The sequence below is a fragment of the Pseudoclavibacter sp. CFCC 13796 genome (assembly GCF_008831185.1).
Taxonomy (GTDB): domain Bacteria; phylum Actinomycetota; class Actinomycetes; order Actinomycetales; family Microbacteriaceae; genus Pseudoclavibacter_A.
In genome coordinates, this window is record NZ_WBKD01000002.1 from 190,316 (window position 1) to 215,277 (window position 24,962).

Genomic DNA, 24,962 nt, shown 5'->3' on the forward strand with positions numbered 1-24,962 from the left:
ACAGGTTACCCGTCTCGCCGAGTGCGCACCGTCTCACAGTGCCTCGATCGGGGCAAGGGCGACCACGAGCTTCTTGCGCTGCCCTGAGTCGAAGCGCACTGCAGCCACCTGCTTCGCACCTCTTCCGGTGAGCTCTTCGACTGTGCCCTCGCCGAAGCTCTTGTGCCTGATGCGGTCGCCTGCGGCCAGGTGCAGTTCGGTCTTCGGCGTCGAGCCGACGCCGATCTCATTGGCCCAGGCGTGTGTGGCGCCGCTGCGCTTCGGTCGTCTGTCGCGACTGCGGGCCCCGCCCCATCCCCCGCCGGTCTCGAAGTCATCGTCGTCGCTGGCGCGCTGGCTGCCTCCCCAGCTGATGCCCCGACGGTTCGCCCCGATCTCGTCGGGATGCTGCCGCCAGTCGATGAGTTCGCTCGGAATCTCGTCGAGAAAGCGACTCGGCAGCTGGTCGCGGGTCTGACCGAACACGGTGCGGTTGATCGCCAGGCTGAGGAAGAGCCGACGGCGGGCTCGCGTGATGCCCACGTAGAACAGTCGCCGCTCTTCGGCGAGGCCGCCGATCTCGTCGATCGACATCTGATGCGGCAGCAGCCCCTCTTCGAGCCCGGTGATGAACACGGCCGGGTACTCCAGCCCTTTGGCGGTGTGCAGAGTCATCAGCGACACGGTGCCCGACTCGTCGTCGAGGTCGTCGGCCGCTGCGGTCAGCTGCACCTCGGTGAGAAAGTCGACCATGCTCGCGTCGGGATGCTTGTCGACGTAGTCGGTCAGCTGGGCGAGGAACTCCTCGAGATTCTCGGCACGGGCCTGATCCTGAGCGTCAAGCGAGCTGCGCAGCACCTCGATGATGCCGATATGCTCGAAGAACCGGCCGACCACCTCGTCGAGACGATCCTCCGCGAGAGCGGTGCGGGCCTCGACGATGGCACCGCCGAGCGCGCTCATCGCCTGCGTCACTTTGGGCCCCAGCCCGATCTCTTCGGCGCGTGTGAGCGCTGTGGGCAGGTCGATGCGCTGCTGCTCGGCGAACATCATCAGCCGCTGCTCGGTGGTGGGGCCGATGCCGCGTTTGGGCACGTTCAGGATGCGCCTGACCGAGAGCTCGTCGACCGGGTTGGCGATCGCCACGAGATATGCGAGCGCGTCTTTCACCTCGGCGCGATCGTAGAACTTGGTGCCGCCGATGAGTCGATACGGGATACCGGCGCGCACGAAGATCTCTTCGAGCGCTCGAGTCTGCGCGTTGGTGCGGTAGAAGACGGCGATGTCTCGGTAGTCGAGCCCGTCCAGGTGCAGATCGTCGATGCGGTCGGCGACGAACTGGGCTTCGTCGTGAGCCGTGTAGCCCGCGTAGGCGGTGATCTTCTCGCCCTCGCCCAGGGCACTCCAGAGATTCTTCTCAGCACGGTCGAAGTTGTTGCCGATGACCGCATTGGCGGCGCTCAGGATGCGCTGGGTCGATCGGTAGTTCTGCTCGAGCAGCACGACGTGCGTGCCGGGAAAGTCTTTCTCGAAGTCGACGATGTTGCGCATATCGGCGCCGCGAAACGCATAGATCGACTGATCGGAGTCGCCGACGACCGTCAGGGTCGGTGCTTCGACGTGCTGCGGGCCGCCGAAGCTGGCCGCCGCCTCGCTGCTCTGCCGCACGCCCGTCTGCTCGGTCGCAGTCGAGCCGTCGACCGTGAGGATGCGCGGCTCGGTTCGGCGGGGAGCGGTCGCCGGACCGGTGCCGTCGGCTGAGGTCGTCAGCAGGCGGATGAGCTCGTACTGTGCCTTGTTGGTGTCTTGGTACTCGTCGACGAGCACGTGTCGAAACTTGTGCTGGTAGCGTCGCCGCACCTCGGGAAATGCCTCGAACAGGTGCACCGTCTGCACGAGAATGTCGTCGAAGTCCAGTGCATTCGCGCGCAGCAGCGCCTGATCGTAGGCACGGAAGACGTCGATCAGCGCTTCGTCGACCGGGCTGCGGCTGCCTGAGTCGCGGGAGAGATCGTCGGCGTCGCGCAGTTCGTTCTTCAGCTGTGAGATGCGGTGCTGTGCCGCAGCCGGAGTCAGACCCTCGGTGTCGGCATGTCGCTCTTTGATCAGCCGTTTGAGCAGCACGCGTGAGTCGTGTGTGTCGTAGATGGTGAAGCTGGAGTTGTACCCCAGCTCTGAGATCTCGCGTCTGAGGATGCGCACGCACGCAGAATGAAACGTGCTGATCCACATGCCCTCGGCAGCCCCGCCCAGCAGCTGCCCCACGCGCTCGCGCATCTCGTTGGCGGCCTTGTTCGTGAACGTGATCGCCAGAATCTGGCTGGGCCAGGCTCGGTGTGTGGCGATGAGATGCGCGATGCGGTGGGTGAGCACACGTGTCTTGCCCGACCCCGCACCAGCCACGATCAGCAGTGACTGCCCCGAGTAGAGCACGGCCTCACGCTGCTGCGGGTTCAGCCCGCGCACGAGCTGCTGATCGGCGTCAGGGGTGTCGGCTGCGCCCTTCGCTGGCCGCGGGCGACGGTTCGACGAGTGGTCGGAGCTGGGGTCTTCTGACGTGAGTGGCATCTGCTCGATTCTACGGTCGGGGTGCGACATCGTGTGAGCAGCCGTGACTCTGGCCTCGCTGAGCCCCGCTGCCGGCATCGGGATGCCGCTGATCGATGCCCGGGACGGCAAGGGTGAGCAGCGTGGCCCGAGTCGCCTCGTCGAGCGTTCGCTCCGGAAAGAACCTCAGCCAGCCGATGCCGGCGAACAGCACCATGCCGAAGACGCCGGATGCCGAGATCGAGGTGAGCGGAGCATCCGCCGACGCCTCGTCGTCCCAGGCCTCGACCAGACACTCATGGAACTGCTCGACGATGCCGCGCTGCAGCAGCATCAGGCTGTCTGCCCAGGAGCGATCGGTGCGGAACAGCTCTGCGGCCAGGATCTTCGCCATCTGCGGACGCCGCTGCAGAATGCCGAACATCTCGTGGATCATGGCGGCCAGCGCTGCGCCCCCGCGAAGCTGCGCGCGCGAGCGCTCCAGGTACTCCGCCAAGTCGTTGAGCCCGGTGTGAACGAGTTCTTCGAAGATCGCATCCTTCGACTTGAAGTTGTAGTACAGGCTGCCCTTGGCGACTCCGGCCGTCTCGGCGATGGCATCCATCGAGGTGCCGCTGATGCCTTGGCTCGCCGCGAGCTCGACGGCTGCGCGCAGGATGGCGTCTCGGGTCTTCGAGTGATGCATCAGACCTCGATCTCAGGGTGCAGCCGGGTCATGTTCCAGACCTTCTGCCTGGCCGCAGTAATAGAGCTGATCGTGAGCGCGACGATCAGCATGCCGAGCAGGAACCCGATGCAGCCGGTCATCCGGCCGTCGATGCCGCCGACGGTCAGCTGGCGCATGCCCTCAATGGCATACGTTCCGGGCATGTACGGATGCAGCGCCTGGAAGAACGCCGGCGTGGTCTCGATCGGGTAGGTGCCGCCAGCCGAGGTCAGCTGCAGCATCAGCAGGATGATGCTCACGACACGGCCCGGAGCGCTTCCGAACACGATGATGAGCATCTGCTGCAGGGCGAGGAAGCTGAGCGAGACGAGCACCATGAACAGCGCCAGCCAGACCGGATGCTGTGCATCGAGCCCCAAAACCTGCTGCAGCACCACGAAGAGGATGACCGCCTGCGCGATGCCCATGATGATCGCCGGAGCGAAGCCTGCCATCACCGTGCGGAACCCACTGGCGTTGCTGGCCATCGGACGCTTCGGGAACGGGCGCAGCACCAACCAGTTGATCACGCCGCCCACGAAGAGCGCGAGCATGGTGAACATCGGGGCGAACCCCTGCCCCAGCGCCGAGGCGAGGTTGTGCTCGTTCGCATCGACCTGCACCGGGTCGGCTGTGGCCTTTGCGTTTGACTCACGAGACTCGTCAGAGAAGCTGGGGGCCTTCGCGGCGCCGTCTGACAGCTTGCCGGACAGCTCTTGGGCACCGTCGTTGAGCTGTTGGGTGCCGTCGTTCAGCTGGCTGGCGCCGCTGCTCGCACTGTTCGTGCCGGTCACCAGATCGCCGGTGCCCCCCGCGAGCTTGGTCGCGCCGTCTGAGAGCTGCTGGGCGCCGTCGTTCAGCTGCCCAACGCCTGCGGAGAGCTCTCCAGCCTTCTGCGCAAGGGTCTGCGCGCCCTCGTTGACCTGCTGTGTGCCTGCGGCAAGCTGCTGGGCACCGGGCACGAGCTCTTTGTGAATGGCGTCCTGACCGTTCACCACCTGCTGTTGCGCATCGTTCAGACGGTCAGGAAGGCCCTCCAGCGTCTTGGCCCCAGCCGAAAGATCACCACTGATCTGCTGCCAGCTTCCGCTGGAATTGAGCAGAGTCTTCAACGCCTCCAGCCGTGCGATCGCCTGCGCCGTCTGGTCGGTCTGAGGTTGGATCGCCTTGAGACCTGCGATCGCCTGATCCAGGGCCGCCTGCGTCTCGGGGGTGTTCGGCCCGCCGTTCAGCGTGGCCAGCTGGTCTGAGAGCGTCTGCGCATCCTGCCCGACTCGCTGAATCGTGTCGCGGTGAGCCTGCACCTGGGAGTTCGCCGCACTGACTTCGTTCACGAGCCCGTCGTACTTCTGGGACAGACTCTGTACGCCTGCAGACAGCTGTTGTGCGCCGGAATCGGTCTTCTGCGTGCCCTGCGCCAGCGTCTGCGCACCGGCGGCCAGCTGAGCCGAGCCGGTTTTCGCCTGCTGCGTGCCAGCGGCCAGTCTGTCGGCTCCTGTGGCCAGTTGGGCCGCTCCCGTGTTCAGCGTCACCGCGCCGGAGGCGAGGGCGTTCATGCCGACCACCAGCTGCCCCGAGCCGTCGACCAGCTGCGTCGACCCGTCGGCCAGCTGAGCCGAGCCGTCAGACGCCTGGTGGATGCCGCCGGAGAGCGTGTTGATGCCGACCAGGAGGCCGTTCGCGGTCTGCTCGCTGGTCTGCTGTGCGAGTGAGTCGCGCACCTTCGTCATCGCAGACTTGCCCAGCGTGGTGGCCAGGTAGCTGTTGGCGTCGTTGTAGGTCACCTGCAGTTTCGCAGGCGCCGCCGCATCGGTTCCAGCGGCTGCGATCGTGCTGGAGAAGTCGCTGGGAATCACCAGCGAGAAGTAGTAGTCGCCGTCGGAGACCCCGTCTGCAGCGGTCTTCGCGTCGACGACGCGCCAGCCGAGGCTGCCGTCCTCCTGCAGGTTGTCGACCAGCTGCTTGCCGACGTCGATCTGCTCGCCCTGGCTCGTAGTAGCGGGCTGATCCTCGTTGACGAGGGCGACCGGCATCGACCCCATGTTTGTGGTCGGCGACCAGTAGGCCCACAGATAGAGCGCCCCGTAGATCAGGGGGAACAGCACGATGATGAGCACGGCGACTTTGGTGAGGCTGCCGCGCCAGAACCTTTTGAGCTCGGTGCTCAGAGTGGCGAAGATGTTCATGCGTGAGGCTCCTGATCTGGCTGTGTCGCAGACGTGCTGGGGGAATCGGCGCCGACGGGACTCGTGGCTGCGGCGGTCTGCTCGCCGGCCACCGCATCCGACGCCCGTCGCTCGGCGACGCGACGCTCGATGCGCTCGCGTAGCCCGCGGGGGCCGCGATCACCGGTGATGTCGGCGATGCGAACGAGCTCGTGGTCGACCTGCAGGGGCGGGGTGAGCTCGAAGTCCCGCTCGTCGGACGAAACCATCAGCACGCCGACTCCGCCACGGTTGAGCGTCTCGAGCCGACGGATGATCTGTGCGCGCGCCTCGGTGTCATGAACCTGATCGAGGTCGTCGATGACCAGCACCTCCGGATGCTCGATCAGCGCGAGAACCACTTTGAAGAGAAACTCCTGCGTCTCGGTGAGACCGCCGGCCAGCTGTTTGTGACTGGGCAGGGGAATCTCTCCGAAGACGAGGCGAAGCGCTTCAACGGTGCGTTCCTCGGTGAAACGCGGAACATACTTCCACCACGGCGTCGCCCACCGGGTGCGTTCACGCAGCAGATCGCTGATGCTCGCCCGCGGTTCCAGGTCGTCGATGCTGCGAAAAGCCACGATGCCGGTCAGCCGACGCACGCGACGGCCCTCTTTCACGATGTCAATGCCCTCGGTGAGAATCTCACCGGCGCTGGGATGCATGCGCCCGGCGGCGCAGAGCTGCAGCGCAGTGCGGCCGTCGCCCCTGTTGCCGAGCAGCACGACGAAGCGAGTGCTCGACACGAAGTTCAAGGGGCCGTAGACCTGCCCGCGCTTCGTGCGCAGTTCTGCAGCTCGGTATTCGACCAGTGGGGCGCCGTCAGAGTTCGCCAGAGACCGAATGGGCCGCGTGGCCAGGTCGACAGAGCCGGCACTGCCGTCAGCGTCGCGCGACAGATCCCGCCTATGCTCTGCGCGGGAGTCTTCGCTCACGTCTGCGTGCTGCACGTATGCCACCTTCGTCTCTGTCTCATGGTGTCGATCAGATGGCGCCTACGGCGCCAGCAGCCGACGTCGTTGTGCTGGTTGCGATTTTATACTGACCGGTCAGTTTTATGCAATCGCTGTGAAGTCTGCGCGTCAGGATGCTTCACACGACCGCAGCACCCACATGCTGGCCCAAGCCGACGTCACCGGAGCGCCCGCCCGCACACCTCACGCTGCTGCACCATCTTGCGGCCTGCGCCACACCGCTGCAGCTCAGCCTGCCGGCTCGCGCCACCGCCAGACAGGCAGGCACCTGCGTCGATTGGCCGGGGCAGACCCCGTTCGCACCAAAACACGGTGCTTTCGTCCAATCCGTGGCGGTGCCGAGCAATCGGTGCAGGCACCGGGCAACTGACGGAGGTACTGGGCAATTCAGCGCAGGCGCCGAACAACCGACACGGACACTGAGACAATCAGCGCAGGCACAGAGCACGCCAGAACGCCGCATCTTCGCGCGATCCGTGGAGAGCAGACACCCCGGTCAGCATTCCACTACTCAGCCCCTACTCGTGGTGCAGCGTCTCGCCCGCCTTCACCCCGGCGGTCTCGATCTGCAGCGTCGAATGCTCGATCGAGATGTCGAAGTGCCGCGACAGACAGTCGCGCAGCTCTTCGAGAATCAGCGGCGCATGCCCATCGCGAAAGCACTGGTCGTCGACGACGACGTGCGCCGAGAGCACCGGCAGGCCGGTCGCGATCGTCGACGCATGCAGATCGTGCACTTCGCGCACGTGATCGACAGACAGAATATGCCGCCGCACATCGGCGAGGTCGAGGCCTTTCGGGGTGAACTCCATCAGCACCTGCACAGTGTCGCGCAGCAGAACGACCGCACGCGGAACGATCAGCACCGCGATGAACAGCCCCGCCACCGCATCCGCCTGCTGCCAGCCGGTCGCCCAAATGACGACGGCCGCGGCGATCACACCGACCGACCCCAGTGCGTCGTTGAGCACCTCGAGAAACGCGCCGCGCATGTTGAAGCTGGACTCGCGACCACCGGCCAGCACCATGATCGAGAGCATGTTGCACAGCAGCCCGATGACACCGAAGACGAGCAGCTCGACAGGCGGCACCTCAGGCGGCCGAAAGAGCCGCAGCACACCCGAGACGAGCGCATAGACCCCGACAGCCAGCAGCACCCCCGCCTGCACCAGTGCAGCGACGACCTCGAGTCTGCGGAACCCCCAAGTACGCTCCGGCGACGCCGGCCGCAGCACCAGATGCGCCGTGACCAGTGCGAGCAGCAGGCCGGACGAATCGACCAGCATATGCACCGTGTCGGTGGTGAGCGCGAGGCTGCCGGTGACGACCGCGCCAATCGCCTGAGCCACCAATATCGTGGCCGTGATGCCGAAGGCAAAAGCGAGACGGCGACGCTGGGCACGCCCGCCGACTCCGCCGTCTGGGGCAGTGTGCGTGTCGTGCATCAGTTCTCCTCTCGCGCCGACGCCGCAGGCATCGCATCGACGCTGCGCTCGATGCGTGAATGATCATGCGGATGCCGCCCTGCGACTCCGGCGGCAGCGATCAGCGACTCGGCGGCCGAGAGCAGTCGCCGCACCTCTCCCTCGGCGACAATCGAGTGGTAGGTCGACCGTCCTGACACACGAGGCCGAACGAGCCCGCAGTCGCGCAGACAGGCAAGATGTGCGCTCACAGTCGACTGGGCCAGCCCGAGATGGTCGACGAGCTGACTCACATTGTGTTCGCCGAGCATCAGGTGGCGCAGAATGCGCAGCCGAGCGGGATCGGCCACAGCATGGAACAGCTGCGCGTAGTCGGCACTGCGGATCGGCCCCTGCTCTGTGAGTTTGATCGCCATAAGACGATGATATCGATGCTTAACGATAATTGTAAGTGCCAATCGAGAACGTGCGGTTCGGCTCCGCGACGATGAATGGCGATGACATACCGACCGTCAGATCTGCGCGGCGGTAATCAGCGCCGCGCACCAGGCCGGCCCGCGGCGGTCAGTACAATCCCATGAGAGTCATCACCTGCAGAATCCACCGGCGAGAGGAACCGCCATGGCGAAATCGACCCATGCCCTTCACAAGGGCGAAGAGCACGTCGAAGAGGTCGGAGAGAAGCTCAACTGGCTGCGCGCCGGCGTGCTGGGCGCGAACGACGGCATCGTCTCGGTCGCAGGCACGATCATCGGCGTCGCCGGCGCGACGACGAACACGGTGGCGATCGCCGCTTCCGGTATCGCGGCACTGGTCGCCGGGGCCTTCTCAATGGCGGGCGGCGAATACGTCTCAGTGAGCACCCAGCGTGACACAGAGCGTGCGATGCTCGCCAAAGAGCGACACGAGCTGAAAACCATGCCGCGCGAAGAGTTCGACGAACTGGTCGGCATCTACGTCGATCGTGGTGTCACCCCCGAAGTGGCCAAGCTGGTCGCGCGCGACCTGACCGAACACGATGCGCTGCGTGCCCACGCCGATGCGGAGCTCGGAATCGATCCCGATGCACTGACCAACCCTTGGGCGGCTGCCGGGTCTTCATTCGTGTCGTTCACCCTTGGTGCGCTCATTCCGCTCATCGCGATGATGCTGCCCCTTGATCAGTCGGTGCGCATCGGTGTCACCATTGTCGCGGTGGCGATTGCGCTGCTGCTCACCGGGTTCGTCAGCGCTACGCTCGGTGGTGCGAGGCGAGGCCGGGCTGTCGTGCGCAACGTCGGTATGGGATTGCTGACCATGGTCGTCACCTATGCCGTCGGTCTGCTCTTCGGCACCGCTGTGGGGGCCTGACGTCTGGCCGCACAGGTGCGTCGGGCTGAGGTCGAGCTCACGCAGCAGCTGGGCGTTGATCGCCACAACGACGGTCGAAGCCGACATCAGCAGCGCGCCGATGCTCATGGGCAGAGTGAAACCGAACGGAGCGAGCACCCCAGCAGCGAGAGGAACGGCGATCAGGTTGTACCCGACGGCCCACCACAGATTCTGCCGCATCTTGCGATACGCGTGTCTGGAGAGCTCCATGACCGAGACCACTGTGCGAGGATCGGAGCCGGCCAGCACGATGTCAGCAGCTCCGCGGGCCACATCCGTTCCGGCGCCGATCGCCAGCCCGACATCTGCCTGCGCAAGCGCGGGCGCGTCGTTGACCCCGTCGCCGACCATCGCCACGACACGGCCCTCGCCCTGCAGGTCTCGGACGTGAGCCGCTTTGTCTTCCGGGCGCACCTGAGCATAGACGCGATCGATGCCCACGGCTTCGGCCACATGATCAGCGACGGCCTGTGCATCGCCGGTCAGCATCATCACCTGGCAGCCGCGCTGATGCAGCGCGGCGACCGCCTGCGATGACTCAGGTCTCAGCGCATCGGCGAGCCGCAGCGCGCCCACCACGCTGTCGTCGACCACCACATGCAGAATGATCGCGCCCTGGGAACGCCAGCCGTCGACCCCATCGAGCTCGGAGAGCCCGGCCTCGGCCAACATGCCCGGGCCGCCGACCCGAACGCGGTGGCCGTTCACCCTGCCAGAGACCCCAGTGGCCGGCGCCGACACAAAGTCGTCGACCGAAAGCAGCGTGAGATCTCGCTGCTGCGCCGCTCCGACGATCGCGGTCGCGAGGGGATGCTCCGAGCTCTGCTCGACCGATGCCGCAGTCAGCAGCACGGCGTTCTCAGCCGCGGTCGAATCATGGCGGCTCGACACAGCCTGACCGGAAGGCAGCACCCCAGTAACCTCTGCCCTTCCCAGCGTCAGGGTTCCGGTCTTGTCGAAGATCACCGTGTCGACGGTGCGCATCCGCTCAAGCGCGAGCCGATCGCTGACCAGAACGCCGGAACGCGCCGCGATCTCGGTGGCGATCGAGACCACCAGCGGGATCGCCAGCCCGAGGGCGTGCGGGCACGCGATCACCAGCACGCTGATCGCTCGGACGACCGCCTGATCAGGCCGCCCGCCGACGACCCAGACGATCGCCGTGATCGCGGCCGCGGCGATCGTGAACCAGAACAGCCACCCGGCAGCACGGTCGGCCAGACGCTGCGTGTGCGACGTGGACTGCTGCGCCTCGGAGATCAGACGCTGGATGCCCGCGAGCGCCGTGCCCTGCCCCACTGCCGTCACACGGATGCGCAAGCCGGAATCCGTCGCAACGGTGCCGGCGACGACGTGGTCGCCGAGCGAGCGCCGCACTGGGCGGGACTCGCCGGTGATCATCGACTCATCGAGGCTCGCGGTGCCGTCGATGACGACGCCGTCGGCCGGTACCGAGCCCCCCGGCCGCACCAGCACGACATCTCCCTCGTGCAGCTCTGCCGGCGCCAGCTCTTCGATCTGCTCGGCGCCGTCAGCACCATGCGAGACCACGCGCTCGGCCGTGTCTGGCAGCAGAGCGGCCAGCGAGTCGAGCGCAGACCCGCTGCGAGCCAGGGAGCGCATCTCGATCCAGTGGCCGAGCAGCATGATGACCACGAGCAGGGCGAGTTCCCACCAGAAGTCGAGCTCATGACTCAGCAGATGCAGCGATGCACCCCATGAGCTCAGAAAGGCGACGGTGATCGCCAGCGCGATCAGCAGCATCATTCCCGGCCTGCGAGATCGGATCTCGTCGGCTGCCCCGGAGAGGAAGGGCCGCCCACCCCACCCGTAGATGACGGTTCCCAGCGCAGGGCTCACCCAGGTGACCCACCCGACGTCGGGCAGACGGTATCCGAAGATGCCGGCAAACATCGGGCTGAGCAGCACGGTCGGGATCGCCAACACGAGCATGATCCAGAAGAGCCGCCGAAAGCGCAGAACGTGCCCTGCATGATGCATGTGCGCCTTCGGGCCCATGCCCGTCATGCCGTCATGGTTCGAGCCGTCATGAGCCATGCCCTCATGGTTCGAGCCGCTGTGGCTCATCTGCATGTGCGACGTCTCATGGGTCACGGCGTCGTGGCTCATTCCCCTGTGCGACATCTCATCGTGAGACATCTCGCTGCGGTCGTCTGGGGTCCCGTTCATGTCAGACACCATAGCCCGACCCGCCGACACTGGGAACCCTCGCTGCGAGCGGCGCTCGCCCGCTCGACGACCGAGCCGAACACTGCGCCATCTCGCCGCAGAACGGCGGCGACGCTAGCCGAGCAGCCCACCCAAAGCGATGCCGATCATGCCGGCGATGAGGCATCCGGCGACCATGCCGAGCCCATGGGCCACCGCCTGCCGCACCCTGCCCTGAAGCAGCAGACGACCGGTCTCGACGCAGGCTGTGCTGAACGTCGAATATCCGCCCAGCAGACCGACGCCGAGCACGGTCACTCCCGTCGAGACATCCGCGCCGGCTGACCCTACCCCCACCGTCGGCGCAGCCTCGGCTGCCGCCCATCCGGTCAGCAGCCCCAGCAGCAGGCAGGCGCTCAGGTTGACGACCATCGTGCCCATCGGCATGCCGTTCGGCGATGATTCGAGCCGCCGGCCGGTCACCAGCGTGTCGACGACGTAGCGCAGGCCAGAGCCGACGCCGCCCGCGATCGACGTCAGTGCAAGCAGTGCGAAGGTCATGCCCGCACCGCCTTTCGCCCGATGACCAGACCTGCGACCGCAGCGGCGACGCCCATGAGAATGCTGGCGAACGCGTAGAGCAGCGCCAGCGTCGTGCTGCCTCCCACAAGTCGCATATCGACCTCCATCACGAACGTGCTGTAGGTGGTGAACCCGCCGATGACCCCGGTGCCGACGCCGAGACGCAGCAGGCGTCGCCACCCGACGCTCGCACCGCGAGCGAGCAGCCCCGTGAGCAGGCCGAGCATGAGAGATCCGCCGAGGTTGATCAGGAATGTCGGCCAGGGCCATCCGGAGACCACCGGCAGGGCGCTCTCGATCGAGGCCCTCGCTGCCGTGCCGAACATGCCGCCGACGGCCACCGGCCACACGTTCTGGAACCAGCCGCGCGCTTTCACCATGCAGCCATTATGCGCTCCCCCACGATGCGGCGACCTGCACGACCGGGCAGCGCCGTTCTGGGCAGGCCGATTCTGGGCAGATCTGTTCTGGGCAGATCCGCGGGCCCCAGCTGCGAACAGGCCGAGATTCGCCCCATCCCACAGCAGCATTGTCAGGGTAGCCTTCGTAGAATGTTCGGGTTGCCGAATAAATAAGGAAGGTCTAACCTCACTAAGGCATCATCAGACCTTTAGGGGAAGTCGTGGCACACAGCCAATCTCTGCAGAATCAGGCGCCGCGCGTCGTCGCGTCGCACTCCCAGACCACATCCGTATCGGCGGTGCGGCGCCCAGTCTCGCTGCCGACGCGATCTGCGGTCGCAGCTCTCGACCCCCGTTTGGCCGGGATCGGTCGCGTCATCGTCTGCCTCACGCTAGCGCTGATGGCGCTCATCGGGGTCGCCCTCGCCCCGACTCCCGCGCACGCTGCAGCCGACACCTCAGAGACCAGCAACCAAGACGTCGCGCTGAAGATCGCCGACACCCTCGACAGCGCCATCGACGCTCTGGACGGCTCCGACTACGAGTCGGCCTACCGCGAGGTGCAGAACGCCTACTTCAAGTACTACGACCCACTGCTTGAGGGGCCGTCGATGTCGCTGAGCGGCAACCGCAAGCCCATGATGGAAGGTCTGTTCGGCAAGGCCAAGTCGCAGGCCAAGGCCAAAGACTCCGCTGCCGCGCGCAGCACCATCGAGAGCATCAAACTGAATGCAGCACGCGATGCGCTCGAGCTCGACGGCGTGATCGCAGACGACCTGCCTGAGGATCAGAAAGAGGCCGCCGCCCAGAAACTGCTCGACCAGCGTTCGACGACGGCGGTCACGCCCGAGGCACGCCGCGTCTACTCGTTCGTCACAGCCTTCACGATTCTGCTCCGCGAAGGTCTTGAGGCCTTGCTCGTCGTCGCAGCGATCGTGCTGTACCTGGTTCGGTCAGGCAACAGACAGCTGACGAAGTACGTCTACTGGGGCGTGCTCGCCGGCATCGGCGTCTCCATTCTGCTGGCCGTGCTGTTGAGCGCGGTGTTCCAGAACGCGGGTGCGGGGCAGGAAATGCTCGAAGGCGGCACGATGTTCCTCGCTGTGCTCGTGCTCTTCTACATCTCGAACTGGATGCTCAGTAAATCCGACGAACAGGCCTGGGAGCGGTATGTGCGCGGAAAGGTCGACCAGTCGATCACCACAGGCAGCATGTGGCTGCTCTCGTTCGCAGCCTTCCTGGCCGTCAGCCGAGAGGGCGCCGAGCTCGTGCTGTTCTATGCCGCCGCGTTCCAAGGGGGCATGGCCGACTCGCTCTGGGTCGGCATCGGCATCGCCGCAGCCGCCGCACTGCTCATCGGCGTCTTCGTCGTCTTCCGCTACTTCGCGGTGAAGCTGCCGATCGGCATCGTGTTCAAGGCGACCTCGGCTCTGCTCTTCCTACTCGCGATCGTCTTCGTGGGCAACGGAGTGGTGGAGCTCGGTGAGGCCGGCTTCATCCTGGGGCAGACCAGCATTCCCTCACTCAGCTGGCTGACATTGCCCGTACTCGGGCTCTACCCACGTGCCGAAACGCTGCTGCCGCAGCTCATTCTGGTCGTCGCCGCCGTCTGGCTGACCGTGGCACAGAACAGACAGCTGCGCCGTGAGAAACGTGAACTCGCCGAGGCAGCACCGAGCACGGCGGAGAGCGACGACTGAGCATGACCGCACAGACTTGGCCGATATCAGCCCACCGCTGACCGGCTGCAGCATGTGTTCTGGGCACCGGCCACCGCCCTTCCACGCAGTTTTCCCCCATTCGGGGCGACGTCCAGTCGCCCAGAGACTATAAGGAGCAAAGAATGACAATGAACCGCATGACCCGCACCGCACTGGGCATCTGCCTGGTCGCATCCGCCAGCACGCTGGCGCTGACCGGCTGCTCATCAAGCGACAACGGCAGCACCCAGAGCAGTACGGCCACGAGCAGCGATTCGTCCGCCGAAGACGCCCGCCTGGCCCCTTCGGTGTGCGGTACGCCTGAAGACGACGGTCAGAACCATGAGATTCCCGTCGGAGACGCCGATGAGGGCCCGTTCCATATGGAGGCCAACTACTTTCAGCCCGGCGATATGGCGTTTGACGGCGGCATGATGCCGGCCTATGCCGATTCGATCGCGCACATCGAGCTCGACGTCAAGGTCAACGAAGAGGGCACCAAGTACGGCTGGTCAGTCGACGAGACCCCCGCAGACCTCAATATCGACTACACGGTCACCGACAAATCAGGCAAAGAGATCGTCAAAGGCATGTTCATGGAGATGAACGCCGCCGACGGGTCGCACTACGGCACGAACATCCCGAAGTCGGCAGAGGCCGCCGGGCTCGTTGGATCGCTGGAGAACCCCGGAGAGTACACGGTGACGTTCCACATCGCGCCTCCGAAGAACTACGGCCTGCACCAGGACAAGCGCACCGGCGTCGAGGCCACCGAGTGGTTCGCTCCGTTCGACGTGAGCATGGACTGGCTCTACACCGCTGAGCAGAAGAAGTGCATCGTCGACGATCCTCGCGCCTGATCAGCGGCTGGCGCTGACGGCGACGCAGGGATCTCCACCCGCACGGTCGCCTGTCTCTGTCACGGATGGGGTGCCCTTCCGGCAGACGACAGGCGACCGCCGTCATTTCAGCACAGCAGACGCGGCTGTGAGACGGGCGTGACCGGGCCATCCGGCGAGTAGAGTGAGCAGGTGTTTCCTTGGCTCGATCCCCACGTCATTCTCGCTGCCACCGGCCCATGGGCGCTGGTCGTCTGCGCAGTCATCGTCTTCGCCGAGACGGGTCTGCTGATCGGCTTCTTTCTGCCGGGAGACTCGCTGGTCTTTCTGCTCGGCATGCTGACCGGCGCCGCTCAGTCGCAGAACGAGGCGCTCTCGGCGCTGCCGCTGTGGCTGGTGTGCCTTGTAATCGCCGTGATGGCGTTCGCAGGCGATCAGACGGGCTACAGCATCGGACGCCTCTCACTGCGCAGTGAGCGCATCGCCCGCTCTGTGCAGGGCCGCCTCGCCCCTCATTCGGCGAAGGCCAGCCACTTCTTCGCACGCTTCGGTGGGCCGGCAATTCTCCTGGCTCGGTTCATTCCGATCATTCGCACATTCGTCCCCTTCGCAGCAGGCGTCGCCGGCTACGGACGCACCAGGTTCCTGTTCTGGAACGGCGTCGGTGCCCTGATCTGGGGCATCGGTCTGCCGGTGGCCGGGCATCTGCTCGGCGGCATCCCGTGGATAGCCGACCATGTCGACGTCATTCTCGTTCTCATCGTCGTGCTTTCGGTTCTGCCCGTGGCCATCAGACTCGCGGTCGGATGGCTGCAGAGTCGACGCCCTGCCGCGTAGGGTTCAGCACACTCTGTTCTCACTAGAATGAGAAGCGCAATTCACATGGATTCGGCAGGGGGCCGAGACCGACTCAGTCCCCGCAGCCGACGATCACGAGAGAGACTCACATGTTTGCTGATTTCTGGTCCACCATTTGGAACACCATCTGGTGGTTCATCACGATCTTCGTCTTCATCGCCTACCTGATGGCGCTGTTCAGCATCATCTCCGATCTCTTCCGTGACAAGAAGCTCAATGGGTGGGCCAAGGCCATCTGGTTCGTCTTCCTCATCTTCCTGCCGTTCGTGACTGCAATCGTCTACCTGATCGCGCGCGGCTCTGGCATGTCCGAGCGTGCAGCCAAAGAGCAGAAACAGGTCGAAGACGCCGCTGAGGCGTACGTGCGTTCGGTGGCAGGCACCAGCCCTGCCGCAGAGATCGCCCAGGCCAAGCAGCTGCTCGACCAGGGAGTCATCACTCCCGACGAGTTCGACAGTCTCAAGGCTGCCGCACTCTCAGGTCGCAACTGATTCCTGCCCCTCTGCGTTCGATCCGGTCGGCGCCGCCTGAGCCTACGCTCGAGTACGCCGATCGGTCACGCACCTGTGCAGCTCTCCGCACTCTAATCTGCTGACTGTGTTCGGCTCTCATCACACGTTCGGGGCTGACCTCGAACGCTGGAAGTGCGTCACCGATTGGCCGTTGGCCATCGCCGCGCTGATCTTTCTCTTCGCGTACGCCTGGCAGGTGATCGGCGACCTCGACGGTGGTCTGCGCACCGTCACCGAATGGACGATGAACGTCACCTGGGCGATCTTCTTGGTCGACTATGTGGTCTCGATTCTGCTCGCGCACCCCCGTTGGCGCTGGTTCTACACACACCTGCTGGATCTGGCAATGGTGCTGCTGCCGATGGCCCGTCCCCTCAGGCTGCTGCGTCTGATCACCCTGCTGCGCGTGCTGCAGCGCACCGCTGGCGCCGCGCTGCGAGGCAAGATCCTCGTCTATGTGATCGGCACCGTCGGCCTACTCGTGCTGGTCGGTTCGCTCGCCATTCTCGATGCCGAGCGCGGCCAGCCGGGGTCAAGCATCGAGACCTACGGCGACGCGATCTGGTGGAGCATCGTCACCATCACCACCGTTGGCTACGGCGATCTCACCACGGCGACACTCACCGGCCGACTGGTAGCCGTCGCGCTCATGGCTGGCGGTATCACGCTGATCAGCACTGTGACCGGCACGCTCGCATCGTGGATCGTCGAACGCATCCACCAGGTCGACGAAGACAACCAGGCCGCGACCCGAGCACAGTTTCGCGAACTCGAACGCAAGATCGATCGGCTGCTCGCGGTGCAGGCTGCATCGACCGAAGATACGACGGATGCCGTGCTCGCGCCCGCGCCTCAGGTGGCGGCTGAGCAGGCATCAGCTCCGAAGACGACAGCCCAAGCACCAGCCCAGAAACGGCAGTAGATTTCATTGTGGAGCAGCCGAGAACTCACAACGATAGACCTACTCCTCCGTGTCTACGCGGATGTGTGCCCCTGCGACGCCATTAGACCCCCGATGTTAGTACTTCCGTTAATGCTATCCACGAGAAAACGACTACCTGCTGGCGCTATGTAAATAGTGTTGTTGACACTGTCTTCAGCGTCTTCAGGGAGTGCCTACAGACTCAGTGATCAGCTGATCCCTGTGCGGCTTCTATCTCGTCAAGCTCCGGTACGAGATCATGAATACCGCAGTTGAGAGCCTGTGCCATAGTGATGAGCCGCTCCGCTGAAGTGGACGCCTGCCCTAACTCGACGCGTGATAGGTGGTGCCTGCCCCACCCCGACAACGCGGCAAGCTGCTCTTGTGAGAGGCCAAGAGCAAGTCTGCGTGTTCGTATGTTCTGCCCGAGCAGCTTTCTGAATACCATGAACTCCCCCAGGGTTCTCTCGTCACTGGGGAGGTGTGTTGGCATGCCCCCAGTGTGCCGCGCCAGAGCGGCAAACGGCTACCGCTCTAAAGCGGCAGCTTTCCTGTAAGATTCTATCTGCCGCTTTAACGCGGCGACTATCACATGTGAATACAGTCAATGAAAGAGGGGGGAAGCGTGAGCAAACACGCCGCACCATCCACCGGATCATCATTCAAGAAGGCAAAGAAGGCAGGGATCGCTACCGCTGCCGGATTCGCTTTGGCGTCAGCAGGCATCATTGGACTCAACGGTGTTGCTCAGGCTGAAGACCTGACTGACACCACTCAGTCTGTGAACGCACCTGCCGCTTCGGTTGTCGCAACGGATGCACAAACCGAACCTCTCCTGTCGGCAAGCACAGCTGACAAGAAGCCTGCTGCGGAGGTCAAGAAGGCTTCAACTGAGACCACCAGTAAGTCGGTTGCAGCCGAGTCGCCTGTCGAGAACACGACTACTCCCGTTCAGCCTGCTACGACGCTGTCCGAACCGGTGGCTCTCACCTCTACGAGTGAGTCGCAGGTGCCTCAACTGCGTGAAGCAACTCCTGTCGCTGCTGAGGACTCAGCTACTTTGCATACAGTCAGCGGGACGGTCACGCTTCCCGAAGGCGCTGTGAATAAAGATGTGGAGGTGGGCGCCACAGACGAGAACGGCTACTGGCTCGTCAGTGGCACATATGACGCAGCCGCTGGAACCTTCAGTATCCCCGGACTACAGGATGGAAAATACACGATCCGTGCCGTTGTCACGTCGTCTAATACTGCAGGTGGACTTGGCGTTTCCTTCGTCAAGGTTGAGTCACAACAGACAATTGCTGGATCGAATGTGAGCGGCGTTAGCCTTGTCCTCCCGGCAAATGGCGGGATGGGCGGAAGCATCAAGCTGCCGGATCGTTTCTTCGAGGACTATGTATCCCAAGGTAAAGGCAACAGCGTGTTCACTGTGTCTGTTGTCAATAAGGACACAGGTGTAGAACTCCCTCAGACCATCTGGAACGACCTAGGTTTCTGGAGCACGGAGCTTCAGGGCAACTTTGAAAGCACCACACCTGCAGGCAACTACACCGTGACGCTGACTGCTACTGATCCTGTTAGCAAAGTGACAAAGTCCACCTCACACGACGTTGTCCTTCGACCGCTGGACTATGTTGCACTTGATCTCAGCCTTGACTTTAGCCAAGACTCCAACACCGACAACAAGGGTTCAGACAACAACGGTGAGAATGACCAGAAGAACACCGATGCCGCAGGTGATGAGAAGCCTGCAGCCGATACGGACACGAACAACAACGGTTCGGTGAAACCGGTGTCCTCCACCTCAAGCGACACCACCGAGCAGTCAAGCTCGACCGGGAAGCTGGCTCAGACCGGTGCATCGAGTGCCGCCATTGCTGCAGGCATGCTGCTCGTCGGTTTGGGCGCAGGAGCAGTCGTTGTTGCACGTCGACGCCAGAAGGCTGAATGATCATGGCGAAGGAAACGGACTTCTCTCGTGCTCTTGATAAGGCAGCCGAGCCCAAGACGGGCAGAGCGAGACAAGCGTTCTATGAACTGACTGCCATAGCAAATCGCATTGATCCGGATCATCTCAGCGCTGACGGGCGCTCGTGGCTTGAGCAAATGGTGGAGCAGTCACGCAACGCTGTTCAGCAGGTTGAGACGGAGCAGCAGGCTCTCGCTCAGGCTGCTGAACAGGAAAGCGCGAAGCTGAAAAAGGCTAACCTCATTCGGAAGCTCATCCAGTGGGGCCTGCTCGTTGTCATCGTCGTTCTGCTCTTCCGTGTGTGGTGGCTGGCAATCATCCTCTTCATCGCAATGATGATCGGACGCAGCATCGCGAAGAAGCAGCTCACGAAGAAGGCACAGCAGGTTGCTCGTGATGGTTGGGGAAGCTCCATAGCGGTCGCCTCTCAAATCGGAGGTAACTCAAACAGCAATGGAGACGCCTACGGTATCTGTGGTCAAGTGGACAGCTTGTTCCTGCGTTCATTGCCTACAGATGAGCGCGCGCTAGAAATTCAGCAACGACAGTTCAGAAAGCAGGAGATGGCGGCTGAGCGTCGCCATCAGGAGCAGATGGCTGTTGCTCAGGAGCAAGCTGATATCCAACGCGAACAGATGTGGGAAGCACGCTATCAGTCTGGTCTGGCGCGTGATTCCAACAATCAGCTCCATCAGCAAACGAAGATTGCTCATGATCAGGCGTATCGTCCTGCCAAGGATCGCTACAACAATCCGAAGTAGAGCGTTCGCTGTATAGAAAGAGCCGGTAGTGAGGTTTGTTCACTACCGGCTCTTTCTATCTTCAGATGCCTACTATTCAGCTATGTGCCGCCGTATCCTTCAGCCGACGTTAGTAACGCCGAGCCGTGTCGCGTTTGGTGCGGTGGGATGAGACTCGGGTGCTCCCTCACACAAGTAATACCCGGCCGAGCTCCACGCACGTGCCGGGCAATCAACAATGTCTGCGGCTGACGCCGCACCGATCAGATGGTCGGGAGGAAACGGCGGTGAGGGAATCGATGCCTCTTCAAGTGGCGAATGGATGCTCTACCCCAATCATGAAACTAGCCACCGACGTTTTTCAACGAAGGTGGCTAGTTTTTCAACATTGGGCGAAACCGCCCAATGTTTTCTCGTGGAGCCGCCGGGAATCGAACCCGGGTCCACTGCTCATTTCATGCGACTTCTACGGGCGTAGTCTGTCTAGCGTTCTACTTGGCCCCAGCCGTCGTGACAGACGCCTGGCTGACGAGCCCAGTGGGTCTGAAAAGTCCCGACGCACCCTCCCACTTGGTGCGGCGGCAAGCCTTCTAAATGACGTTCAGGTCTGAGGCGAAGGCATGCTCAGTTGAACGGATTTCTAGCTCGCTTTACGCAGCGAGGGCGAAATCGGTGCGTTTGTTGTTGGCACCTATTGGGTTGCGTGACTTGGTTTACGAGATCATCCACGCCTTCTCGGCCCGCTTCTCACAATCATCAAGACAGTGTCGAAACCGATCGGCCCCTCTTCAGTTTTCAACTGGCCGCCGTGCGAAATCGCTTCCGAACGGTGGACTCATCATCTTACAACGCCAGATCTGCCGTTGCATTCCCTACCGGCAGCACCGCCGTTAAATGGCGAGGCCCCGCTCTCGCGGGGCCTCACGTGCGTCCAGTATTCAATTGTGAGATCGGCAGCGCATCTGAAGAACCGCGCCGATCATGAGAGTTGGCCACCGAGCCAGATCAAAGCGTGAGGCGATCTGGTCGAAGACTTCGTCACTACCACGAATAAGGCTACCCTCACCTAAGGCAGACAATCAAGCAGTTGAGGTGACTTTTTCACTCACCGTCAAGCCCACGCGAGAGCACCAAGCTCACGCGAAGCACACCGACAACACGCGGCTCAGCGGGGATCGTTCCGCCGGTTGATCCTCGCCATCGCACGCTTGGCATCCATCTGGTCCTGGCGCTCGCGCAGCGTCTGACGTTTGTCGTACTCTCGCTTGCCCTTCGCGAGAGCGATCTCGACCTTGACCCGACCGTCTTTGAAGTAGAGCTTGAGCGGCACCAGCGTCGTGCCAGCCGAGTCAAGCCCGCGCCCGATGCGGATGATCTCCTGACGATGCAGCAGCAGCTTCCGTTTGCGTTTGGGCGCATGATTCGTCCAGGTGCCGTTCAGATACTGCGGGATGTGCACGTTGTCGATCCACATCTCGCCGCGATCGATGTACGCGTAGCCGTCAGCGAGGGTCGCTCGCCCCTCGCGCAGCGACTTCACCTCGCTGCCCGTCAGCACCATCCCCGCCTCATAGGTGTCGAGAATCGTGTAGTCGTGCCGCGCCTTTTTGTTGCTGGCGATGAGCTGCTCGCCCTGATCTCTCGGCATCAGGTCACACTCGCAGATAGCGTCTGATCGCGAAGCCCGAGGCAAGTGCGGCGAGCACCACGCCGACCCCGATGACGATCGGGAACACCGGCCAGATGGTGTGCAGCGAAACGAACGCCGTGTACGGCATCGCGTTGGCGAGATACCCCTGCACGAAGAACTTCACAATGGCCGCCAGCGCGCCGCTGGCGAGCACCGAGCCGATCAGAGCAGAGACCACACCTTCGAGCACGAACGGCGTCTGTATGAAGAAGTTCGAGGCGCCCACCAGTCGCATGATGCCGAGTTCTCTTCGTCTCGAGAACGCCGACAGGCGAATCGTTGTGGTGATCAGCAGAATGGCGGCGACGAGCATCAGGCCGGCGATCACGAGCGCAGTCAGCGACCCGACGTTCAGCACCGAGAAGATCTGGTCGAGATAGGCCTTCTGATCCTGCACCTGGTCGACGCCGGGCTCCTGCGTGAATGCGTCGATGATCACCTGCGACTGGGTGGGATCTTTCAGGTTGACCCAATACGTGCTCCACAGCTGATCTTCGGTGACGAAGCTCAGCGCCTGGTTGTCCGAGAACTGCTGCTTGAAGTTCTCATAGGCCTGGTGCTGGTCTTCGAAGTAGTGTCGGTCGACGTACTCCGAGAACAGCGGCGAGTCGAGCTTCTGCTCGATGGCCTGCTTCTGGTCGTCGGTCACTGCACCCTGCGGGCAGCGATCGACCGACGAGGTGTCAGAGCACAGGTAGATCGCCACCTGAGCCTTGTCGTACCAGAACGTCTTCATCGAGTTGATCTGCTGCTGCAGCACCACGGCCGCGCCGACGAAGGTCAGCGAGATGAAGGTGACAAGGATGATCGAGACGACCATCGACATGTTGCGGCTGAGTCCGGTTCGCGTCTCAGCCAGAATTCGACGGAAGTTCACCGACGCTCCTCGCTCTCATCGCCCTGCGCGCCGCGGGGCTGGTCACCGACGCGCCCGTCTGCTGATCGCGCATCGTTCGCCTGCTGCGCCCCGCGCTCGGCGGGTGCCGGTGCGGGCTGGCTGCCGCCCACAAGCCCCAGACGCTCGGTCAGCGGCTGCGATTCGTAGGCGATCACTTGGATGTCCTCCTCGGCGTCGAGCTCGAGGCGCCCGGTCTCAGGCTGTGCTGGCTCTGCAGCTCGTGGCGCGGTCGGCGGCTGCGTGGCCGGCCGATCCGTTTGCGGAGTCGCCGTCGTGCCGTTCGACGTGGGCTGATGAGGCATCCGCACGCGCGGCGGCAGGTGGTCGACCTGCTGCGGGGGTGCCGACCCGTCGAGTACGGGTTCGGTCTCGATGACGATGCGTTCGGTCGTGAACTGCCGCACCTCTTCGACCGGGTTGCGCGACTGGGCGGGCACCGGGCTGCTCGTCTGAGTCTTCGGTGGCTGCTGGGCACGCTCTGAGGATGCTTCGGCGCCTCCGTCGGCCGGCTGCTGGCCGCGGGCGGCGGGCTTCGTCTCGCTCTGCAGCGATGCGGCGGTGAACGTCGGCGCTGCCGGCTGTCGGCGCTGCGGTTCGGCGGCAGGTGTCTCTGGATGTGCGGCCCGAGCCGCAGCAGACGCCTGGGCCGCAGCCACGACCGGGCTCTCTTCGAGGTAGCCTGCGTCCCGCTCGTCGCGCACAAGGTGCCCGTTCTCAAGCTGGATGACGCGGCGGCGCATGCGGTTGACGATCGTCGTGTCGTGGGTGGCCATCAGCACGGTCGTTCCGCCGGCGTTGATGCGTTCGAGCACGCTCATGATGCCTGCGCTGGTGTCGGGGTCGAGGTTGCCGGTCGGCTCGTCCGCCAGCAGAATCGCAGGCTTGGTCACCACTGCGCGAGCGATCGCGACACGCTGCTGCTCGCCACCGGAGAGCTCGTGCGGCATGGCATTGCCTTTGTCGTCGAGCCCGACCAGACGCAGCACGTCTGGCACGGCCTCTTGGATGTAGCCGGCCGATTTGCCGGTCACCTCCAGCGCGAACGAGATGTTCTCGTAGGCCGTCTTGCTCGGCAGCAGACGGAAGTCCTGGAAGACGACGCCGAGGTTGCGGCGGTAGAACGGGATTCGCCGCGACGAGATCGCACGCAGATCGTAGCCAAGCACGTGAATGTCGCCGGCGCTGACTTTTTCCTCTTTCAGAATGAGTCGAATCATCGTCGACTTGCCCGAACCGCTCGCACCCACGATGAAGACGAAATCGCCCTTGTCGATGTCGAGGGTGATGTCTTCGAGAGCCGGTCGGTCGGCTTTCTTGTACCGTTTGGAGACGTTCTCGAAACTGATCATCATGAGTCTTGCCGTGCACTTCCCTTGCGCCAGCGGATACCAGCCGAGATGAACCCGTCGAGATCGCCGTCGAAGACGTCGTCGGGGTTGTTCACCTCATAGCCGGTTCGCAGGTCTTTGACCATCTGGTACGGAGCCAGCACATAGGAGCGCATCTGGTCGCCCCAGCTGGCCTTGATGTCACCGGCGAGGCCCTTCTTCGTGGCCTCTTCTTCCTGTCGACGGATCTCGAGCAGGCGCGACTGCAGCACACGCAGCGCGGCAGCGCGGTTCTGAATCTGGCTCTTCTCGTTCTGACAGCTCACCACGATGCCGGTGGGCAGGTGCGTGATGCGCACAGCCGAGTCGGTCGTGTTGACCGATTGACCGCCTGGACCGGACGAACGGAAGACGTCGACGCGGATGTCGGCGTCGGGAATGTCGATGTGCTCGGTCGGTGCGACGAGAGGCACCACCTCGACGGCGGCGAACGAGGTCTGCCTCTTGCCCGCCGAGTTGAACGGGCTCATACGCACCAGCCGGTGCGTACCGGCTTCGACTGAGAGCTTGCCGAACAGGTATGGATCGTCGATCTCGAAGGTGGCCGACTTAATGCCCGCCTCTTCGGCATACGACGTGTCGAGAATCGTGGGCTTGAGGCCGTGATGCTCAGCCCACCGCGTGTACTGCCGCAGCAGCATCTCGGCGAAGTCTGCCGCATCCACACCCCCGGCACCGGCGCGAATCGTCACGACGGCACCACGCTCGTCGTACTCGCCGTTCAGCAGCGTCTGCACCTCGAGGTCGTCGACCGACTTCTGCAGCTGCTCGAGCTCATGCTCCGCCTCGCGCTTCGAAGCCTCGTCGTTCTCTTCGTTGGCGAGCTCGACCAAGACCTCCAGATCGTCGATGCGCTGGCCGACCGACTCGACTTTGTGCAGCTGCGACTTCGCGTGCGACAGCTGACTCGTCACCTTCTGGGCGCGTTCGGAGTCGTCCCAGAGCCCAGGCGCAGCAGCCTGCTCATTGAGTTCCTCGATGCGCTGGGACAGCGATTCGGGGTCGACCACCTGGCGAATGTCGCCGTACGTGGAACGGAGTGCGTCAATGCGTTCAGAGATTTCGAGGTCAGCCATATCCCCACTA

General features: G+C 63.6%; 21 protein-coding genes, 1 other RNA gene and 1 pseudogene. 8 read left to right on the forward strand and 15 right to left on the reverse strand.

The features are described from left to right. Nucleotides 1–33 precede the first annotated feature (33 nt). From F8O07_RS09830 to F8O07_RS09855, 6 genes are all read right to left on the reverse strand, one after another. Nucleotides 34–2,547, reverse strand: a complete 2,514-nt coding sequence (locus F8O07_RS09830) for an ATP-dependent helicase (RefSeq protein ID WP_192496751.1) — start codon at nucleotides 2,545–2,547, stop codon at nucleotides 34–36. A 10-nt stretch (nucleotides 2,548–2,557) separates the two neighbouring features. Further along, nucleotides 2,558–3,211, reverse strand: coding sequence for a TetR/AcrR family transcriptional regulator (locus F8O07_RS09835; protein ID WP_158032024.1), 654 nt, complete (start codon nucleotides 3,209–3,211; stop codon nucleotides 2,558–2,560). Beyond that, a complete protein-coding gene (locus F8O07_RS09840) occupies nucleotides 3,211–5,418 on the reverse strand; it encodes a YhgE/Pip domain-containing protein (protein ID WP_158032025.1) in 2,208 nt (735 codons plus the stop codon). The genes F8O07_RS09835 and F8O07_RS09840 overlap by 1 nt, the downstream gene beginning before the upstream one ends. Then, a complete protein-coding gene (locus tag F8O07_RS09845; protein WP_158032026.1) occupies nucleotides 5,415–6,386 on the reverse strand; it encodes an ATP-binding cassette domain-containing protein in 972 nt (323 codons plus the stop codon). The genes F8O07_RS09840 and F8O07_RS09845 overlap by 4 nt, the downstream gene beginning before the upstream one ends. 542 nt (nucleotides 6,387–6,928) lie before the next feature. Next, nucleotides 6,929–7,855 (reverse strand): cation diffusion facilitator family transporter, encoded by a 927-nt coding sequence (locus tag F8O07_RS09850; protein ID WP_158032027.1) that lies wholly within the window; start codon nucleotides 7,853–7,855, stop codon nucleotides 6,929–6,931. Continuing rightward, nucleotides 7,855–8,250, reverse strand: coding sequence for an ArsR/SmtB family transcription factor (locus F8O07_RS09855; protein WP_158032028.1), 396 nt, complete (start codon nucleotides 8,248–8,250; stop codon nucleotides 7,855–7,857). Before F8O07_RS09855 ends, F8O07_RS09850 begins: the two co-directional genes overlap by 1 nt. Before the next feature lie 205 nt (nucleotides 8,251–8,455). Between F8O07_RS09855 and F8O07_RS10755 the strand changes: the two genes are divergently transcribed. Beyond that, complete coding sequence (locus tag F8O07_RS10755; RefSeq protein ID WP_225733275.1) at nucleotides 8,456–9,184, forward strand: VIT family protein; 729 nt, start codon at nucleotides 8,456–8,458, stop codon at nucleotides 9,182–9,184. Nucleotides 9,185–9,205: 21 nt separating this feature from the next. On the opposite strand, the pseudogene F8O07_RS09860 reads toward F8O07_RS10755, so the two are convergent. The 3 genes and pseudogenes from F8O07_RS09860 to F8O07_RS09870 form a co-directional block, all read right to left on the reverse strand. Then, nucleotides 9,206–11,395: pseudogene (locus tag F8O07_RS09860) on the reverse strand (heavy metal translocating P-type ATPase); the annotation flags it as partial. Nucleotides 11,396–11,509: 114 nt separating this feature from the next. Beyond that, a complete protein-coding gene (locus F8O07_RS09865) occupies nucleotides 11,510–11,935 on the reverse strand; it encodes a fluoride efflux transporter FluC (RefSeq protein ID WP_158032029.1) in 426 nt (141 codons plus the stop codon). Beyond that, complete coding sequence (locus F8O07_RS09870) at nucleotides 11,932–12,336, reverse strand: fluoride efflux transporter FluC (RefSeq protein ID WP_158032030.1); 405 nt, start codon at nucleotides 12,334–12,336, stop codon at nucleotides 11,932–11,934. Before F8O07_RS09870 ends, F8O07_RS09865 begins: the two co-directional genes overlap by 4 nt. Nucleotides 12,337–12,578: 242 nt before the next feature. Here F8O07_RS09870 and F8O07_RS09875 point away from each other — a divergent pair, with 242 nt between their 5' ends. The 5 genes from F8O07_RS09875 (at nucleotide 12,579) to F8O07_RS09895 (ending at nucleotide 17,188) form a co-directional block, all read left to right on the forward strand. Further along, nucleotides 12,579–14,057: an FTR1 family iron permease gene (locus F8O07_RS09875; RefSeq protein WP_158032031.1), complete on the forward strand. Its 1,479-nt coding sequence runs from the start codon at nucleotides 12,579–12,581 to the stop codon at nucleotides 14,055–14,057. A gap of 158 nt (nucleotides 14,058–14,215) precedes the next feature. Then, nucleotides 14,216–14,917 (forward strand): iron transporter, encoded by a 702-nt coding sequence (locus F8O07_RS09880; RefSeq protein ID WP_192496752.1) that lies wholly within the window; start codon nucleotides 14,216–14,218, stop codon nucleotides 14,915–14,917. 171 nt (nucleotides 14,918–15,088) lie between these two features. Then, nucleotides 15,089–15,733 carry a DedA family protein gene (locus F8O07_RS09885; protein ID WP_158032033.1) on the forward strand — a complete coding sequence of 215 codons (645 nt, stop codon included), beginning with the start codon at nucleotides 15,089–15,091 and terminating at the stop codon, nucleotides 15,731–15,733. Between the two features lie 110 nt (nucleotides 15,734–15,843). Further along, nucleotides 15,844–16,245, forward strand: coding sequence for an SHOCT domain-containing protein (locus F8O07_RS09890; protein WP_158032034.1), 402 nt, complete (start codon nucleotides 15,844–15,846; stop codon nucleotides 16,243–16,245). A gap of 106 nt (nucleotides 16,246–16,351) precedes the next feature. After that, nucleotides 16,352–17,188 carry a potassium channel family protein gene (locus F8O07_RS09895; RefSeq protein ID WP_158032035.1) on the forward strand — a complete coding sequence of 279 codons (837 nt, stop codon included), beginning with the start codon at nucleotides 16,352–16,354 and terminating at the stop codon, nucleotides 17,186–17,188. Between the two features lie 202 nt (nucleotides 17,189–17,390). On the opposite strand, the gene F8O07_RS09900 is transcribed toward F8O07_RS09895, so the two are convergent. Then, nucleotides 17,391–17,681, reverse strand: a complete 291-nt coding sequence (locus F8O07_RS09900; protein ID WP_158032036.1) for a helix-turn-helix domain-containing protein — start codon at nucleotides 17,679–17,681, stop codon at nucleotides 17,391–17,393. A 132-nt stretch (nucleotides 17,682–17,813) separates the two neighbouring features. On the opposite strand from F8O07_RS09900, the gene F8O07_RS09905 reads away from it, so the two are divergent. Then, nucleotides 17,814–19,142 carry an LPXTG cell wall anchor domain-containing protein gene (locus tag F8O07_RS09905; protein WP_192496753.1) on the forward strand — a complete coding sequence of 443 codons (1,329 nt, stop codon included), beginning with the start codon at nucleotides 17,814–17,816 and terminating at the stop codon, nucleotides 19,140–19,142. Beyond that, on the forward strand, nucleotides 19,139–19,921 hold the full coding sequence (locus F8O07_RS09910) for a hypothetical protein (protein ID WP_158032038.1): 783 nt from the start codon (nucleotides 19,139–19,141) through the stop codon (nucleotides 19,919–19,921). The genes F8O07_RS09905 and F8O07_RS09910 overlap by 4 nt, the downstream gene beginning before the upstream one ends. A 392-nt stretch (nucleotides 19,922–20,313) precedes the next feature. On the opposite strand, the gene ssrA is transcribed toward F8O07_RS09910, so the two are convergent. From ssrA to prfB, 5 genes are all read right to left on the reverse strand, one after another. Continuing rightward, nucleotides 20,314–20,685: a transfer-messenger RNA gene (gene ssrA / locus F8O07_RS09915) on the reverse strand. Nucleotides 20,686–21,065: 380 nt separating this feature from the next. Then, nucleotides 21,066–21,548 (reverse strand): SsrA-binding protein SmpB, encoded by a 483-nt coding sequence (smpB, locus tag F8O07_RS09920; RefSeq protein WP_158032039.1) that lies wholly within the window; start codon nucleotides 21,546–21,548, stop codon nucleotides 21,066–21,068. A 4-nt stretch (nucleotides 21,549–21,552) separates the two neighbouring features. Next, nucleotides 21,553–22,467, reverse strand: coding sequence for a permease-like cell division protein FtsX (gene ftsX, locus F8O07_RS09925; protein ID WP_225732985.1), 915 nt, complete (start codon nucleotides 22,465–22,467; stop codon nucleotides 21,553–21,555). Beyond that, nucleotides 22,464–23,840, reverse strand: a complete 1,377-nt coding sequence (gene ftsE / locus F8O07_RS09930; protein WP_225733276.1) for a cell division ATP-binding protein FtsE — start codon at nucleotides 23,838–23,840, stop codon at nucleotides 22,464–22,466. Before ftsE ends, ftsX begins: the two co-directional genes overlap by 4 nt. Next, the gene (prfB, locus tag F8O07_RS09935) at nucleotides 23,837–24,952 is read right to left on the reverse strand and encodes a peptide chain release factor 2 (protein WP_158032040.1); all 1,116 of its coding nucleotides are present in this window, start codon (nucleotides 24,950–24,952) and stop codon (nucleotides 23,837–23,839) included. Before prfB ends, ftsE begins: the two co-directional genes overlap by 4 nt. Nucleotides 24,953–24,962: the final 10 nt, after the last annotated feature.

Excerpts from the sequence above, each read along its gene's own strand:
- F8O07_RS09855 (WP_158032028.1), bottom strand. The coding sequence starts at position 8,250 with ATGGCGATCAAACTCACAGAGCAGGGGCCGATCCGCAGTGCCGACTAC.
- F8O07_RS09865 (WP_158032029.1), bottom strand. The coding sequence starts at position 11,935 with ATGACCTTCGCACTGCTTGCACTGACGTCGATCGCGGGCGGCGTCGGC.
- smpB (WP_158032039.1), bottom strand. The coding sequence starts at position 21,548 with ATGCCGAGAGATCAGGGCGAGCAGCTCATCGCCAGCAACAAAAAGGCG.
- F8O07_RS09870 (WP_158032030.1), bottom strand. The coding sequence starts at position 12,336 with ATGGTGAAAGCGCGCGGCTGGTTCCAGAACGTGTGGCCGGTGGCCGTC.
- prfB (WP_158032040.1), bottom strand. The coding sequence starts at position 24,952 with ATGGCTGACCTCGAAATCTCTGAACGCATTGACGCACTCCGTTCCACG.
- F8O07_RS09840 (WP_158032025.1), bottom strand. The coding sequence starts at position 5,418 with ATGAACATCTTCGCCACTCTGAGCACCGAGCTCAAAAGGTTCTGGCGC.
- F8O07_RS09880 (WP_192496752.1), top strand. The coding sequence starts at position 14,216 with ATGACCCGCACCGCACTGGGCATCTGCCTGGTCGCATCCGCCAGCACG.
- F8O07_RS09890 (WP_158032034.1), top strand. The coding sequence starts at position 15,844 with ATGTTTGCTGATTTCTGGTCCACCATTTGGAACACCATCTGGTGGTTC.
- F8O07_RS09850 (WP_158032027.1), bottom strand. The coding sequence starts at position 7,855 with ATGCACGACACGCACACTGCCCCAGACGGCGGAGTCGGCGGGCGTGCC.
- F8O07_RS09900 (WP_158032036.1), bottom strand. The coding sequence starts at position 17,681 with ATGCCAACACACCTCCCCAGTGACGAGAGAACCCTGGGGGAGTTCATG.
- F8O07_RS09910 (WP_158032038.1), top strand. The coding sequence starts at position 19,139 with ATGATCATGGCGAAGGAAACGGACTTCTCTCGTGCTCTTGATAAGGCA.
- ftsE (WP_225733276.1), bottom strand. The coding sequence starts at position 23,840 with ATGATGATCAGTTTCGAGAACGTCTCCAAACGGTACAAGAAAGCCGAC.
- F8O07_RS10755 (WP_225733275.1), top strand. The coding sequence starts at position 8,456 with ATGGCGAAATCGACCCATGCCCTTCACAAGGGCGAAGAGCACGTCGAA.
- F8O07_RS09830 (WP_192496751.1), bottom strand. The coding sequence starts at position 2,547 with ATGCCACTCACGTCAGAAGACCCCAGCTCCGACCACTCGTCGAACCGT.
- F8O07_RS09835 (WP_158032024.1), bottom strand. The coding sequence starts at position 3,211 with ATGCATCACTCGAAGACCCGAGACGCCATCCTGCGCGCAGCCGTCGAG.